Here is a 15778-nt window from a genome sequence, read left to right on the forward strand (position 1 = left end):
ACTTTGGTTCAGGAGTTTTCTTATCATGTATATGTCATTGCGCGCAGCCTTTCTGGCAGGCGCATTTGCGGTCGTCGGAACGGCATGTCTGGCCGAACCTATATCGCTTGATCAGGCGGTCGATAAAGCAATAGAAGCCGCGCCAATTCTCAAGGCAAACGAAGCTGCCATTGCGGCCGCTGAGGCCGGTAAACGGCAAGCTGATGTGCGCCCAAATCCGGTTGTATCTGCTGAAACTGAGAACTTTATCGGTACTGGGCCGGTTGATATATTTCGCCAGGCTGAGGTGACGTTTACTTATAGTCAACAGATCGAGCGCGGCGGAAAACGCGCAGCCCGCATCGGCTTGGGCGAAAGTGAAGTAGAACTGGCAAAAGCTCGGGCTCGTGCGGCACGTCTTGATATAGCGGCTAATGTTCAGCGCGCGTATATCGACGCACAGATCGCCGCAACGGTTGTTCGGATCGCATCTGAACGGCTAGGCATTGAGCGTGAACTTCAGCGGGAGGCCTTGCGCCGTGTTCGCGGGTATAAAGACCCGCTGTTCGTCGAAACCCGGTCAGCCGCGCGTGTTGCCGAGGCTGAACTTGGGCTTCGCGAAGCGGAATTCCGTCTGCGAAACGCACAAAATGCTCTTGCAGCCTATTGGGGCGGGGAAGGGCAAACTGTTGAAGTCGCGCCCGATTTAAATCAACAGGGTTTGGCTACTACAGGTCTAGCGGATGCAGACACTGCTGTGGCCGAGGCCGCAATAGATCGCTCCCGCTCTGCCGTCGTCGTCGAACAAACACGGGCAACGCAGGATTACACGATCACCGGCGGATTGCGCTATTTGCGGGATACCGACGATGTTGCGGCGGTAGCAGGAATTTCAATTCCTATTGGCCGGTTTGACAAAAACCAAGGGAATATTGAGCGCGCACAAGCCGAACGGCGGCAGACGGAATTTTTGGCTGAGGCTGACCGTCTTGCGCGACTGCGACGTTTGGCTTCGCTTCGCGCCGATTCAGATGCTGCGCTCACACGGGCAAACGGTATCATTACGGATGTTTATCCAAAGACCGTGAGGACGCTGGAGCAAGTACGCGAGGGATATAATCGCGGCGGCTTCCGGTTTTCAGATATCGAAGACGCCTCGAACGCTATCATTGCAGCTCAGGAAAGCTGGCTCGATGCAATGAACCGCTACCGCGACCTGCAACCCGAAATTGACCGCTTGACCGGACGCTTTGACGTTGCCGCAGCGGAGGAGTCTACCCAATGAAGAAACTGATCATCACCGCCGTTATGGCACTCGCGCTCCCATTAAGTCTTTCTGCCTGCGGCAGTGGCGATGGCAACGAGCACTCCGAAGAAGGGCACGACGAAAACGAAGAAGCTGCCAAGGGTCCGAACGGCGGAAGGTTGCTGACGGACGGAGATTTTGCCGTTGAAGTCACCATATTTGAGGAGGGGCAAAACCCGCAATTCCGGGTCTATGCAAGCCGTGATGGCAAGCCGGTTGATCCCAAAACTGTAAAACTCTCCATCATTCTAAAGCGCTTAGGCGGCGCAATTGATACATTTGCTTTCAAACCCGAGGGCAAATATCTGTTGGGACTAGGCGTCGTTACAGAACCGCACAGCTTCGATGTAGAGGTGGTTGCTTCCGAAAATGGCAAGCGGCATGTCTGGAAATATTCCAGTCCCGAAGGACGCACCAGAATAACGCCTGATGCAGCAAAAGCAGGCGGTATCGAAGTTATGACTGCTGGCCCTGCCACCATCGGCGATACGCGCGAGCTCTATGGCACGGTGGAACTTGCCGTTACCGGACGTTCAGAGATTAGGGGCCAGTTTCCAGGGAGGATCGTCTCAGTAACGAAAAATGTGGGCGATGCTGTAAAACGCGGTCAATTGATTGCCCGGATCGAATCTAGCGAAAGTCTGCAAACCTACCCTGTTTACGCAACGGCCAGCGGTGTCATTGCCGAGCGTAACGGCAATGCCGGGGATGTTACGGGCGACCGCGCGCTTTATGTCATCACCGATCCAGCGCAGACGACAGTGGTGTTCAACATTTTCCCGAAAGACTTGGGAGCTATCCGTCCCGGCATGAGGATCATGGTTGAAACACAAGATGGAAAGCCCATCGCGCAGACGACGCTTGGTGATTACCTTCCGGAAGGAAACCAGCAGGCAGGAACTGCCCTCATGCGAGCGAATATCCCCAATCGCACAGGAGCGCTACGCCCAGGCATGGCGCTGCGGGGACGGGTGGTTATCAATGCGGTTAATGTCCCGCTTGCGGTGAAAACCGAAGCCATTCAGCCGTTTCGTGACTTCAAGGTCGTCTTTGCAAATTACGGGCAGGATTATGAGGTGCGAATGCTCCAGATAGGCCGATCATCATCAGAATGGACGGAAATATTGGGCGGGCTGGAAATCGGCACGCCCTATGTCGCCAAAGGTTCTTTTCTCGTTCGCGCCGACATCGAAAAGTCCGGCGCGAGCCACGACCATTGATCGGGAGGAACTGACATGCTTGCCCGTATCATCGGTTTTTCCATTCGCCAGCGCTGGTTCGTTTTTGCCACCGTCCTACTTCTTTGCGCGCTTGGCGTGTGGAGTGCACTCCGGCTCCCTATTGATGCCGTGCCCGACATCACCAATGTCCAAGTACAGATTAATACTGAGGCCGAAGGCTATTCGCCGCTTGAATCAGAGCAGCGCATTACCTTTCCTATTGAAACTGCAATCGCTGGTGTTCCTAACCTTTCTTATACCCGCTCGATCTCGCGCTACGGCTTGAGTCAGGTAACAGTAGTATTCGAGGACGGCACCGACATATATTTTGCCCGCCAGCAAGTGGCCGAACGCATCCAGTCGGTGAAGTCGCAGTTACCGCCTGCTATCGAGCCGCAAATGGGTCCAATTGCGACGGGTCTTGGCGAAATCTTTATGTTCGCCATCGAACCAAAGCCCGGAGCGACAAAGCCAGATGGCAGTGCTTATACGGCGGAAGATCTACGCACGCTCTCTGATTGGGTTGTCCGTCCGCAGATGCGCACGATTCCTGGCGTCGCGGAGGTAAACACGATTGGCGGCTATGAACGTCAATATCATATAACTCCGAACCCAAGTTATCTCGCATCCCTCGAACTTTCGCTCAATGATGTTGTGGAGGCACTTGAAAAGAACAACACAAATCGCGGTGCAGGTTATGTCGAACGGGGCGGCGAACAAATATTGATCCGCGTTCCGGGGCAGGCATCGGGCGAGCAGGACTTGTCACAGATCATCTTGGCAACACGCGGCGGTGTACCGATCCGCATTGGTGATGTGGCGGATGTGAGTATCGGCTCTGAGCTACGAACGGGCGCAGCGACCGAAAATGGCAAAGAGATTGTGCTTGGCACGATCTTTATGCGTACCGGCGAAAATCCGCGCATTGTCGCGCAGGCGGCGGCGGAGAAACTAGAGCAAGCAACCAAATCGCTACCGGCAGGCGTGATTGCACATCCGCTATACGACCGGACCGAACTGGTAGACCGGACAATCGCTACGGTTGAAAAGAACCTCGCGGAAGGCGCACTGCTTGTCATTGTCGTCCTGTTTTTGTTGCTCGGTAATTTCCGTGCCGCTTTGATCACAGCTGCGGTCATTCCTGTTGCCATGCTGATGACGCTTACAGGAATGCTCCAGACCCGGACTTCTGCCAATTTGATGAGCCTGGGTGCGCTCGATTTTGGCCTGATCGTTGATGGTGCAGTAATCATCGTCGAGAATTGCCTGCGGCGACTTGGCGAAGCCCAACACCGTTTAGGCAGACTGTTGGAACGCGACGAACGATTTGGCCTTGTGGCCTCGGCAAGCGCAGAGGTCATCAAGCCTAGTATATTCGGGATCGTGATTATCACTGCCGTTTACCTGCCGATCTTCGCACTCGATGGGATTGAAGGCAAAACCTTTCATCCGATGGCAATTACGGTTGTGCTGGCCTTGACCGCTGCGCTTATCTTGTCGCTCACGCTTGTTCCAGCAGCGGTAGCCCAATTTGTTACCGGCAAGGTCGAAGAGAAAGAAAATTGGCTGATGCGCAACCTAGGCAACGGCTATCGTCCGTTACTTGAACGCGCGCTTGCTTGGCCAAAGGAGGCTGTCGCTGGAGCAATATTGCTAGTTCTTGTCTCGGGTTTTGGCGCGACCCGATTGGGGAGCGAATTTATTCCCAACCTGGATGAGGGTGACATTGCCATGCACGCTTTGCGGATTCCCGGAACAGGTCTTGGACAGGCCGTCGAGATGCAAGAAGCACTCGAAGCACGCATTCGAAAGTTCCCAGAGGTTGAGCGCGTGTTTGCCAAGATAGGCACAGCTGACATTGCATCAGATCCGATGCCTCCGTCCGTCGCGGATAATTTCATCATGCTCAAGGATCGAAGCGAGTGGCCTGACCCGCGCAAAACACGCGACGAATTGGTCGCTGAGCTAAATGCAGCAGTGAGCCTAATTCCCGGCAACAATTACGAATTCACCCAGCCGGTGCAGATGCGCATGAACGAATTGATTGCAGGCGTCCGCGCCGATGTTGCGATTAAACTCTATGGCGATGATCTTGACCAGTTGCTCAAGAGCGGGGAGCAGATCAATGATGTCGCCGCTTCTATCGCGGGGGCAGAAGATGTGAAGCTGGAACAGATAACCGGCCTTCCTATGCTTTCCGTTTTGCCAAAGCGCGACATGCTCGCCCGATATGGTGTAAACATGACCGATGTCCAAGACGCAGTTTCGACTGCAACCGGCGGCACTCAAGCAGGGGAATTGTTTGAAGGTGATCGGCGCTTTCCTGTAGTCGTTCGGCTACCAGAAGAGCTGCGCACTGACCTTGCTGCAATTGGAAATCTTCCAATCGCGCTTGCAAATGGCGGATCGGTTCCACTGGCGGAAATAGCAGATATATCGCTTGCTCCTGGTCCTAATCAGGTCAGCCGTGAAAATGGCAAGCGGCGAGCGGTCATTACCGCTAATGTGCGCGAACGCGATCTTGGTTCGTTCGTTGCCGAACTTCGTGAAACAGTTGCCTCAGAAGTTGAACTTCCAACGGGTTATTATGTCGAATATGGCGGCACGTTCGAACAGCTCCAGTCAGCAGCAACCCGGCTGCAAATTGTTGTCCCTCTGGTGCTACTCCTGATTTTCGGATTGCTCTTTACGTTGTTTCGCAGCGTCAAAGATGCAGCAATCGTTTTTTCGGGCGTGCCATTGGCATTAACCGGCGGCGTAGCAGCTTTGGCATTGCGCGAAATTCCTATGTCAATTTCAGCTGGCGTCGGTTTCATCGCATTATCTGGCGTTGCCGTCCTTAACGGCGTTGTGATGCTTTCCTTTATCAAGGATTTGCGTGAACGCGGGAGCGACCTGATGGACGCGATACGCGAAGGCGCACTGACAAGGTTGCGCCCGGTTATGATGACTGCGCTTGTTGCATCGCTGGGTTTTGTTCCGATGGCATTTAATGTCGGGGCTGGATCAGAAGTTCAGCGGCCATTGGCGACAGTGGTAATCGGCGGGATCATTTCCTCAACTATTTTGACACTGCTTATACTCCCGGCGCTTTATGCGCTTGTGCATCGGCGCGAAGAGGAAGCAGAGACAGAAGTTCTGGTTGATGACAGCACGAGTCCTCCAGCCTTTGCCTGATGATATTGAGTGGGTGGCGTACTGCCATCCACTCAACTTCGCTCACTCGGATATTTGATCATCTAACTTACCACATGCCTAATCGCTCCCTATATGCTGCGTTCCGGCGATATGTCGGAGACTTCAACTCATCGGCGACATCATTCCTGCTATTGCCACAAGTCCGAGGACCGCGATTGCCAGAGTGATTTCGATTGTTAAGCTGACGCGCAAAGCCGCCAAACTTGTGGCTGGGTCTGCGTCCAAGCTGGCTTGTGCTGCTGCCCGGCGTCTGCCGATTAGCGCGTTGCGGCCACCGCACAGCAGCATAAGCGCGACGAGCGCCACCTTTATAGCCAGCAACTGGCCATAGCCGGTCATAAGCACCGTGCCGCTGTTAAAGAGCCCGAATATCATGTGTGCATTGATAAGCCCGGTGACAACAACCACTGATACCAAAGTAATCCCAAGGGGCGCAAAGCGGTGCATCGCGATTAAGAGTGACTGGGATTGCACGGCGTCGATGTATCGGTGCGCTCTAATCGTCAAATGCACAAACCATCCGATCGCTCCAAGCCAAAGTCCCGCAGCAAGCAAATGAAGTGCATCATTAATTCTGTGGAAGAGACCAGCACTGCCCTCAAGCGCCGCAGCATGTCCGCTCCATGCTAGGGTTGCTATTGCAAACCCATAACAGACCGCGGCGACAATTAGGGCGAGGCGTGAACGATGTCTGAGCAGTAACGCTATCAAGGCTGCCGATAACAGCGCTATACGCGCGGCAAATGCCCAGCCGATGCTGGTTGTAGTGACCATCAATTCTACAGTTGCCCAATCGGTCAACCAAACCGGCTGCCCCATCATTGCCGCGATGCTTAGTAACATCAAAGCGGATGAAACAAGCGGTGCGAATATGGCCAAGCCCAACAGAGCTCCATTAAACCACGGATATTGATTTTCGGAAGAAAGCCAACGCAGACCGATAAGCCGGTAGGCTGTAAGCCCAAACAACCCAAGTAAGGCGGCATAGTGCAGGAATCGAAGCAGGATTTGCGGCCAATCATCCATTTGACTGACCTAGCGCACCGTAAAGTTCACAGTGCCTTTCATCCGGTGGCCATCAGCTCCTGCGGCTTGCCAGCGCACTTCATACGTGCCCGTTTGCAGAGGCTTCCGAAGTGACAAGGTGATTGTTTTGTTGTTGTTAGACCAAGCCGAGGTAAAATTCCGGATCACCATCGGTTGGTGATTTTTCATGCCAGGCATGGCGGTCATAACGATGCTGGCTGCAACTGTCGGGGGCAACAATGCTTCACTGAAAATCAGGGTCACGCTGCGAGGGCGGGCAACTGCTGAGCCATCTGCTGGTGTTGAGGCTGTGACCCGAGTGTGGGCCTGCGAAGCTACCGGAATTGACGCAGCCGATATCGCAATCGCAAAAGCTCCGATCTGTAAAATATTTCGAAAGTTCATAAATTTATCCTTCTAAAAATTAAGCGCGCTCAAAACCAGAAACGGATGCCAACGACATAATTGGTAACGCTGTTGTCTTCGCCGCGCGCGGAAGCATAATCTGCACTACCGCCTACTCGCCAGCTTTGCTCGACGCCGATATAGGGCGCGAATTCACGCTTTAGTTCGTAGCGCAGTCGGAGCCCAAGTTCGACGTTATCAATCCCTGCGCCGATCCCGAGTTCGGGAATATCCTGAGCGGACAGGTTAATTTCTGTTCGTGGTTGCAGGATTAGCCGCTGCGTAATTTTTTGGTCGAGTTCAGCCTCGAACCGGGCTGTGAGGTCGCCGCGATGCGAAAGAAATATCGCTCCATCAATCTCAAACATATAGGGCGCAACGCCCTGAATGCCGATTACCGCATGGGTTGTATCGGGGCCGGCAATATCTTGGCGTACGCCTGCTTGCAGATCGAAAAAGGGGGCAATCGCGCGTGAGTATAGGGCCTGAATTTCGGCATCCTCTACCGGCTCGCCAAAGCTGCCTTCGCCTTCGCTCTTGAACCAGAACTTGCTAGTGGTTCCGCCATAATAACCTTGAATATCCCATAGATACCCTTCCGAACCTTGCCGAAACTGCACTTCAGCGCGGTCGGCTTGGAACCAAAAAAGCGGATAATCGCCGTGGGATTTCTGCAAATCCTCACGCGATGCACGCATGGCATCCGCGCCCCAGATTGCATCCGCAGCGCGCGGAGGGCTGGTAGGCGCATCCGCTGGCGGCGGCGTTTCCATTTCTGGACCGGGCGAAGCTGCACCTTTCATCTGATCATGATCCATAGCGTCATGATCCATTGTAGAATGGTCCGCCTTGTCCTGCTCCGATGCGTCATGGTTCATCGAGCTATGATCCTTCGAGCCGTGATCCATGGCCGAATGATCCATATCTTCCATTCCGGACGGTTGGTCTGGTTCAGCCGGAGCTGGCATGACGTGGCCAGCGTGCGGGTCGATGGGTTTTGCCTGCGGGGCAGATGACGGGGCGGGCTCGGGTGAAGTCGCTGGGGTCGCGTGGCCCTGATGCGCATCATGATCCTTCGCTTGCGCCGATACAGGTAGCATCGCCGCTGCCAAAGCGGGCAAAATGATGACTGAACTTCGGCTCATGAGGCCGCTCCAGGTCCAGCGACCGTCACTGTCTGCATCATCCCGCCATGCATATGGTAAAGGAGATGGCAGTGGAACGCCCAATCGCCCGCCTCGTTTGCTGTCAAATCAAACTGCGCGCTGGCTCCAGGCTGCACGATCATGGTGTTTTTGCGGGGTTGCAATGCAGGTGACTGCCCGTTCACCATTTCAAAGAACATTCCGTGCAAATGGATCGGGTGCGCCATCATCGTGTTGTTGATAAGCTTGACACGGACCCGCTCGTTCCAAGCGAAGCCGATGGGCACGTCACTGACTGCGCTATACATGCGTCCGTCGAACGACCACATATAGCGTTCCATGTTTCCGGTCAGATGCAACTCAAGCAAGCGTGAGGGCTCACGGGTGTCCGTGTTAGCATCGCGGGCAACCAGCATCCGGTAATTTAGAACGCGGTGATCGACATCGCGCAAGCCAAGCCCCGGATCACCCATTTTGTCTACGGGTGCCATTGATACCATATCGACACCCGGACCAATTGCGACATCGGGCGGCAGGAGAGACGTATCCCGCATATTCATGCCATCCATACTCATACCTGCCATACTCATACCTGCCATACCGTCGATCTCGGCTGACGCGGCAGGTTTTTTCTTGCCGTGATCCATTTTGCCATGATCCATAGTTTCTTTGGTCTTTGGTTCATGATTCATGCCGTCCATTTTATCGCCGCTGCCATGATCCATTTCACCATGATTCATGCCCATATCGGCCATCGTCAGCAGAGGTGGGTCGCGCAATGCCGGAACTGCGGCGCGGGCGCCGGGGCGGCTTGCCAGAGTAGCGAGTGCCATTCCGGAGCGGTCCATAGATTCAGCAACGATGCTGTAAGCTTCTGCGCCGCTTGGTTCGACAATCACGTCATAGGTCTCGGCAGTGCCGATCTGAAACTCATCAACCTCAACCGGGCGCACGGCCTGACCATCAGTGGCGACAACGCTCATGGAGAGACCCGGAATGCGGACATTGAAGAAAGACTGAGCCGAACCGTTGATTACGCGTAGTCGCACCCGTTCACCCGCGCGGAATAGATATTCCAATCCTTCGGATGGTCCGCGACCATTGGCTAGGAAGGTGTAAGTGGGCGCGCCAATATCGGCAATGTCGGTTGGCATCATCCGCATTTTCGCCCACATACGCCGCTCCTCTGCGGTCATCGGGTAATCATCGGTCATCGTATTTTGCTGGCGGTTGAAATAGCCTTCGCCAGTACGAAGCCGGTTCATAACAAAATGAGGATCGAGCGTCGTAAAATCGCTCAGTAGCAATATATAATCACGATCGGCTTTAATCGGGTCGCCGCCGCGCGGCTCAATGATCATCGGCCCGTAATGGCCAGACTGTTCCTGCAGTCCCGAATGGCTATGATACCAGTAAGTGCCCGATTGCCGGATCGGAAATTCATAAACGAAGGTTTCTTTCGGCTTTATGCCTGGAAAGCTAATGCCGGGAACGCCATCAAACTGAAATGGCAACAATAGGCCGTGCCAGTGGATGGAGCTGTCGACACCAAGATTATTGGTGACATTGAGACGGACATTCTGTCCCTCTTTCAGCCGAATAAGTGGTCCGGGAACACTACCATTGACAGCAATCCCAGGGCCTCGTCGCCCTTCGACAATCCGGTGACCGCTCCCAATCGAAAGATCAATAATTTCGCCGTTAACCTCGTCAAAACCGGCCGGGATAAGAGTGTCACCGCCGCCATGCACGCTGTGCCCTTGCGCCCATGCCGGAATAGCGGCTGCCATGTAGCCAAAGCCCGCTGCGCCAGCGCCTACGGTCAAAAAATTTCTTCGATTAAGTTTAGTCATTTCTATCTTTCGGATAAGGGCTATTATATCTGTTACGTGAGCAGCAGCCTTTGCCCTCAAAATAAAATCGGGTTTTTGCCGACAATTCAGATAGCTTGGGCCATCAATAAAAGCATGATTAGCCTTCGAACTTTTCCAATTTTTCTCGAAGCCGATTTCTCGCACGGTAAATTCGCGTCTCTATCGCTTTTTCTGTGGTGCCCAGAATTGTCGCGGCTTCTGCGTGGCTTTGGCCATCGAAAGTGACGAGTAGCAAGGCTTCCCGGAGCCGAGCGGGTAGGTTGGAGATCTCTTTTTGTACAAATTGCAGGGACTGAACTGCCTCTGCGCTTTCGTGCTGATCCGGGCTATCCAAAGCGACTTGTTCGACCTCATTGCCCTGCCCGAAATCAAAAAGCTTCATGACTTTTCGTTTGCGAAGCTGATCCCTGCATTTGTTTAAAACAATGCGCGTTATCCACGGACCAAAGGGAAGCGATTGATCAAACTGGCCAAGTTTAAACCAGGCCGCCGCCATTGCTTCTTGAACCGCATCTTCAGCGTCGGAATTGTTACCCATTGTTCTGCGGGCAAGATTGGTCATTCTTGGCTCATGTCGGCGCATCAGCACATCAAATGCCTGCCGCTTCCCCGAATGTGCCAGCGCTATCAGCGCGCCATCTGGTTGTTGCGCGTCATCATGCGCTGATAGCGTCATTCCTGATTGGCGGTCAGCGCATTGCCGACACGGGCATCAAATGCTTTTTGTTGCTCATCAGTAAGCAGACGGCGCATGTTGAAAATATGCTCGACAGTTGCTTTTTGCAGAGCGCCCATTTTCTCATGCACCGCTTCAATAGCCAAGCTGACTTTGGGACCATATTCATGCTCAGCTTCCATCGCAGCCGCAAGGTCAGCATTCGCCGCCCGGAGCGATAATTCCAGCGATTTCTGTTTTACCGCAAAATTCGCTTCAAGCGCCTCAAGCTGTTTCAGCTGACTATCGGTCAGATCAAGTTCGTCATGTACGAAACTGTGAATGCCTTGCGTTTCGACATCCCGCTGCGACCAGTAATTGGCGCAATAAGAACCTAGCCAACCCGCCGCAAGCGCGAGGGCCAGCAAAATTATGATACGAACTGGCCCGATTTTCATTGCGATATACTCAACAAGCCAGCGGGTGAGTAATCTGGTCCATCAGTGAGGGAGCTAAAGCCTGTCTGCGCCATAACTGGTTGTTCAGCGGTGCCAAAGCCTGCTCCGATTGCGACCAGAAACATGACTCCAGCAAGAGCGTTGCTTTTATAAGCGCTACGTCGTTCTTGGATTTCGCCGATGCGGGACCAAACTGAGCTACTAAAATCCGCTGGCAACGGCTCAATGCCATCTGCCTTCAGTGTGTTCAAAATATTGTCCAGATTGCTGGTCATATCGGCCTCATGAGAAAAATTTCTTACCGCTAATACGCGGCGGAAGTCATCTACCCCTCGAAAATAATTTCAAATTACGTTGAGGGGTCAATGCAATTAGCCCGTAACAATAGCAATGGAAGAAAATACTCGGGAGTATTGCTAGCTCTCATCGCGATCATAACCCCGCTGGAGGTCAGTGGAACGGGCGCATTACCATCGAGAAAAATCAACGTGAATATGAAGGATAACACCATGCTGACTAAAATGAGGAAAGTAATTACGCATCGAACAGCGGGCACGGCTTTGCTTCTCTCGCTTGCAGCCTGCACGACTGCGGCGCAGGCTGCTCCGCTTGTCATGTTCCGTGATCCGGGCTGCGGTTGCTGCGAGAAATGGGCCGAGCATATTGAAACGAATATGAAGCAGGACGTCGAAACACGGAACAGCAATGATATGGCCGCTGTTAAAGACGCAAATGGTGTGCCGGGGGCGCTCCGATCCTGTCATACCATGATTGTCGAGGGATATGTTATTGAGGGGCACGTGCCCGCTGAAGCTATTGCCAAATTGCTGCGGGAAAAGCCTGCCGGAGTGAAAGGCCTTGCCGTTGCAGGAATGCCAGTCGGTTCACCCGGTATGGAGTACCAGAATCAAACACAGCCTTATCAAGTGATCGCTTTTGGCGAGAGCGGCCAGCGCGTTTTCGCCAGTTACAATTAATCACTCCAGCCCCCGAAAGGAAATACGATGACTAAATTTGCAATTTTAATGAGTAGCTTTGCATTGATCACAGCGGGACCACTGTTGGCCCATGAACATGGAGCCGATAAGTCTGGCGAGCATAAATGTGAAATGATGAAAGACGGCAAGAAAATGTCCGGCATGATGATGAAGGATACCGAGGGCAAAATGTCATGCAAGATGATGGATCACTCGAAGATGGACCACAGCAAGATGGATCACTCTAAAATGCCAGCGCCTGAAGCGAATGACCAAGCGCAACCACCCATAGATCATTCAACGATGGACCATTCGAAGATGGATCATAGCAAGATGGAACCCAAGAAAGACACACCCGAATAAGCAGATAATCGGCTCGGGGCTTCACTTTGCGAGGCTCCGACCCGCCTATTTTCCCATCTTGCCGAACAAGTTCACCAACTCGGCAATTTTCTCTTTCTGGTCAGCCTTGCTACCGGAAGTCAGAGCTTCCTCGACGCAATGATTGGTGTGGATCTCCAGAATTTTCATTTTGGTAGAGCGCAGGGCGGCTTCCATTGCGGAAAATTGCTGGAGGATATCGATACAATAGCGATCATCTTCCATCATTTTAGCTATTCCGCGCGCCTGACCTTCGATCTTTCGCATCCGCACGATTTCTTTGGTGAATTTGTCTGTCATGTTGTCCTTATGCCAAATTTTTGAGCGTGATCAATCGAAAGAGATGGCCGCATCAACCTTGACACTAAACCATCATGCTACTATACCCCCCTATAGTATATATCGCTGATGATCAAGAGGAGCTAGAAATGGCGCATGTTTCAAACCGCACTCAAATCCTTGTCTGGGGCTGGACGCTGAGCCTGTTTTTGCTTCTCAGCTACCTCATCTGCATTGGCTTCGGTCTTTTGGCACCGCAATCTATGCACATGCATGAAGCTTGGGCACCTTGGTTGCCGGGTTTCGAATGGCTGACTTTGCAGGGATTTCTTGCAGGGGCGGTTGGTAGCTTTCTCTATGGTTGGTATATTGCATTGTTGGTTATCCCGCTGCGCTCGTGGATAAGCCGCAAGGTTGCAGGTGCTGATCATGTCGAAGCATGATGCCGGGACTGACAAATCGTGCTGTTGTAAAGATAAAGAGGCTTCTGCCGGGATCGTAAAAGATCCCGTGTGCGGCATGGATGTCGATCCGAGCAAGAGCGAGCATCATGCACAGCATGACGGGCATGATTATCATTTCTGTTCAGCCGGATGCAAAACCAAATTTGTCGCCGACCCCGAACATTATCTCACCGGAAAGCGTCAAGACGTAGCAGATAATCTGCCAGCTGGCACGATCTACACCTGTCCAATGCATCCGGAAATCCGTCAAGAAGGGCCGGGTTCCTGTCCGATCTGTGGGATGGCACTCGAACCCGAGACGTTTAGTCTCGATACCGGCCCCGATCCCGAATATCTGGATATGCTCAAGCGTTTCTGGGTCAGCGCGGTGTTCTCCATCCCACTGTTTATTTATGCAATGGGCGACCTTATTCCGGGCAAGCCGTTTGAAGATTTATTTGAGCCGGGAGTATCGCAATGGTTGCAGCTCTTGCTGGCATCACCGGTAGTTCTGTGGGGCGCATGGCCGTTTTTTGTGCGCGGCGTGAACTCGCTCAAAACCATGAACCTCAATATGTTCACGCTCATTGGGCTTGGCGTGGCGGTTGCCTATGGCTTCAGTCTGGTCGCAACACTCTTTCCAAGCATTTTTCCGGAAGCATTTCGCGGCCATGATGGCGGTGTGGCTGTCTATTACGAAGCAGCGGCTGTCATTACGACCCTGGTATTATTGGGCCAAGTGCTGGAACTGAAAGCACGCGGACAGACATCAAGTGCGTTGCGCGCACTGCTCGAACTAGCACCGCCAGTCGCATTGCGCGTCGGTGCGGATGGATCGGAAGAGGAAATATCGCTCGATCAAGTGCAGAGCGGTGACCGCCTGCGTGTTCGTCCAGGCGACAAGGTTCCTGTTGATGGCACTATCGCCAAGGGCTCCAGTACGATTGATCAAGCAATGATCACGGGCGAACCAATACCGGTTGCTAAAGCCGAAGGTCATGGTGTCACTGGCGGAACGGTCAACCAGACTGGCAGCTTTATCATGACCGCCGAACGCGTGGGTAAAGACACGCTTCTCGCCAAAATCGTCCAGATGGTCGCCGAAGCGCAGCGCAGCCGTGCGCCTATCCAGAAACTTGCTGATACGGTTGCGGGCCTTTTTGTGCCTGCTGTGGTTCTGATCGCTATTGCGACATTCATTATATGGTCGATTTGGGGTCCAGAACCGGCGCTGGCCTATGGTTTGGTCAACGCAGTCGCAGTCCTCATCATCGCCTGTCCTTGTGCGCTTGGCCTTGCCACTCCGATGTCTATCATGGTTGGCACCGGCAAGGGCGCGCAAAACGGTATCTTGATCAAGAACGCCGAGGCGCTCGAAACTCTGGAAAAGATCGATACCATCGTCGTCGACAAAACCGGGACATTGACAGAGGGCAAGCCCAAGCTGGTTTCGGTCGAACCTGAAAATGGTTTTGATGGCGACGAAATGCTGGCGCTGGTTGCCGCTATTGAAATGGCGAGCGAACATCCGCTGGCAGCCGCAATTGTGACCGGCGCAAAGGACAAGGGACTTTCATTCGAAGCAGCAACAGACTTCCAGTCGGTCACCGGCGAAGGGGTTGAAGCCAGCGCAGGCGGTAAGCGCGTCGCCATCGGCAATGAAAAAATGATGGACCGGCTTGGTGCCACCAGTGCGGAGCTGATTGCCAAGGCGCAGGATGGCCGATCGCAGGGACAAACGGTGATGTTTGTGGCTGTCGATGGTAAACCTGCTGGTCTGATTGGTGTCGCCGATCCGATCAAACCGACCACAAAAGAAGCGATCAAGGCGCTGCACAAAGCCAATATCCGAGTAGTTATGCTTACTGGCGATGCAGAAGCTACCGCGCAAGCTGTTGGCAAGATGATTGGCATTGATGAAATCCACGCCAATGTGTCACCCGAAGACAAGCACCGGGTCATCAGCGAGCTACAAGCGGCGGGTAAGATGGTTGCAATGGCAGGAGATGGCATCAATGACGCTCCCGCTCTCGCCAAAGCCGATGTTGGAATTGCGATGGGCACTGGCACCGACGTGGCAATGGAAAGCGCAGGGATCACGCTGGTAAAAGGTGATCTTGGCGGCATCGCCAAAGCCCGCCACCTCAGTCAACTAACAATGGGTAATATCCGGCAGAACCTGTTCTTTGCGTTCATCTATAACGGGCTTGGCGTGCCGGTTGCGGCAGGCATTCTCTATCCGTGGTTCGGCATCTTGCTCAGCCCGATGATAGCAGCGGCAGCAATGAGCCTGTCGTCTGTCTCTGTAATCGCCAACGCCTTGCGCTTGCGCCGCAAAGCGCTGTGATCTGCGCGAACGAAATGAAGCGATCCAACAACTAATGAAAACAGGAGCATGGCATGGCGAAAAATGATGACTCAAAGCGATCGAA

Annotated in this window: 15 protein-coding genes; 7 read left to right on the forward strand and 8 right to left on the reverse strand. The window is 53.4% G+C overall.

What is annotated here, in order from left to right:
- Nucleotides 1-25 precede the first annotated feature (25 nt).
- From HKD42_RS04155 to HKD42_RS04165, 3 genes are read left to right on the forward strand one after another with little or no spacing between them, the layout of a single operon-like run.
- A complete protein-coding gene (locus tag HKD42_RS04155; protein WP_170010570.1) occupies nt 26-1264 on the forward strand; it encodes a TolC family protein in 1239 nt (412 codons plus the stop codon).
- Nucleotides 1261-2505 (forward strand): efflux RND transporter periplasmic adaptor subunit, encoded by a 1245-nt coding sequence (locus HKD42_RS04160; RefSeq protein ID WP_170010572.1) that lies wholly within the window; start codon nt 1261-1263, stop codon nt 2503-2505. Before HKD42_RS04155 ends, HKD42_RS04160 begins: the two co-directional genes overlap by 4 nt.
- Nucleotides 2506-2520: 15 nt before the next feature.
- Nucleotides 2521-5682, forward strand: coding sequence for an efflux RND transporter permease subunit (locus HKD42_RS04165; protein ID WP_170010574.1), 3162 nt, complete (start codon nt 2521-2523; stop codon nt 5680-5682).
- A 123-nt stretch (nt 5683-5805) separates the two neighbouring features.
- Here the strand turns inward: HKD42_RS04165 and copD are convergent, their stop codons facing one another.
- The 7 genes from copD to HKD42_RS04200 all read right to left on the reverse strand — a co-directional run bounded on the left by copD (nt 5806) and on the right by HKD42_RS04200 (nt 11541).
- The gene (gene copD / locus HKD42_RS04170; RefSeq protein WP_170010576.1) at nt 5806-6729 is read right to left on the reverse strand and encodes a copper homeostasis membrane protein CopD; all 924 of its coding nucleotides are present in this window, start codon (nt 6727-6729) and stop codon (nt 5806-5808) included.
- Between the two features lie 9 nt (nt 6730-6738).
- The gene (locus tag HKD42_RS04175; RefSeq protein WP_170010578.1) at nt 6739-7134 is read right to left on the reverse strand and encodes a copper resistance protein CopC; all 396 of its coding nucleotides are present in this window, start codon (nt 7132-7134) and stop codon (nt 6739-6741) included.
- A gap of 29 nt (nt 7135-7163) precedes the next feature.
- Nucleotides 7164-8279, reverse strand: coding sequence for a copper resistance protein B (locus tag HKD42_RS04180; protein ID WP_170010580.1), 1116 nt, complete (start codon nt 8277-8279; stop codon nt 7164-7166).
- Complete coding sequence (locus HKD42_RS04185; RefSeq protein ID WP_170010582.1) at nt 8276-10132, reverse strand: copper resistance system multicopper oxidase; 1857 nt, start codon at nt 10130-10132, stop codon at nt 8276-8278. The genes HKD42_RS04180 and HKD42_RS04185 overlap by 4 nt, the downstream gene beginning before the upstream one ends.
- Nucleotides 10133-10250: 118 nt before the next feature.
- Nucleotides 10251-10829, reverse strand: coding sequence for an RNA polymerase sigma factor (locus HKD42_RS04190; protein WP_170010585.1), 579 nt, complete (start codon nt 10827-10829; stop codon nt 10251-10253).
- The gene (locus tag HKD42_RS04195; RefSeq protein ID WP_170010587.1) at nt 10826-11266 is read right to left on the reverse strand and encodes a periplasmic heavy metal sensor; all 441 of its coding nucleotides are present in this window, start codon (nt 11264-11266) and stop codon (nt 10826-10828) included. The genes HKD42_RS04190 and HKD42_RS04195 overlap by 4 nt, the downstream gene beginning before the upstream one ends.
- Nucleotides 11263-11541, reverse strand: a complete 279-nt coding sequence (locus tag HKD42_RS04200) for a hypothetical protein (protein ID WP_170010589.1) — start codon at nt 11539-11541, stop codon at nt 11263-11265. Before HKD42_RS04200 ends, HKD42_RS04195 begins: the two co-directional genes overlap by 4 nt.
- A 234-nt stretch (nt 11542-11775) precedes the next feature.
- Between HKD42_RS04200 and HKD42_RS04205 the strand changes: the two genes are divergently transcribed.
- Both HKD42_RS04205 and HKD42_RS13390 read left to right on the forward strand, forming a co-directional pair.
- On the forward strand, nt 11776-12243 hold the full coding sequence (locus HKD42_RS04205) for a DUF411 domain-containing protein (protein ID WP_246236726.1): 468 nt from the start codon (nt 11776-11778) through the stop codon (nt 12241-12243).
- A 27-nt stretch (nt 12244-12270) separates the two neighbouring features.
- On the forward strand, nt 12271-12606 hold the full coding sequence (locus HKD42_RS13390; RefSeq protein WP_211483487.1) for a hypothetical protein: 336 nt from the start codon (nt 12271-12273) through the stop codon (nt 12604-12606).
- Nucleotides 12607-12651: 45 nt separating this feature from the next.
- On the opposite strand, the gene HKD42_RS04215 is transcribed toward HKD42_RS13390, so the two are convergent.
- A complete protein-coding gene (locus HKD42_RS04215) occupies nt 12652-12924 on the reverse strand; it encodes a metal-sensitive transcriptional regulator (protein WP_170010591.1) in 273 nt (90 codons plus the stop codon).
- A 128-nt stretch (nt 12925-13052) separates the two neighbouring features.
- On the opposite strand from HKD42_RS04215, the gene HKD42_RS04220 reads away from it, so the two are divergent.
- Nucleotides 13053-13346: a hypothetical protein gene (locus HKD42_RS04220; RefSeq protein ID WP_170010593.1), complete on the forward strand. Its 294-nt coding sequence runs from the start codon at nt 13053-13055 to the stop codon at nt 13344-13346.
- A complete protein-coding gene (locus tag HKD42_RS04225) occupies nt 13333-15693 on the forward strand; it encodes a heavy metal translocating P-type ATPase (protein WP_211483488.1) in 2361 nt (786 codons plus the stop codon). The genes HKD42_RS04220 and HKD42_RS04225 overlap by 14 nt, the downstream gene beginning before the upstream one ends.
- Nucleotides 15694-15778 lie beyond the last annotated feature (85 nt).

The sequence above is a fragment of the Pontixanthobacter rizhaonensis genome (genome assembly GCF_012972675.1).
Lineage (GTDB): Bacteria > Pseudomonadota > Alphaproteobacteria > Sphingomonadales > Sphingomonadaceae > Pontixanthobacter > Pontixanthobacter rizhaonensis.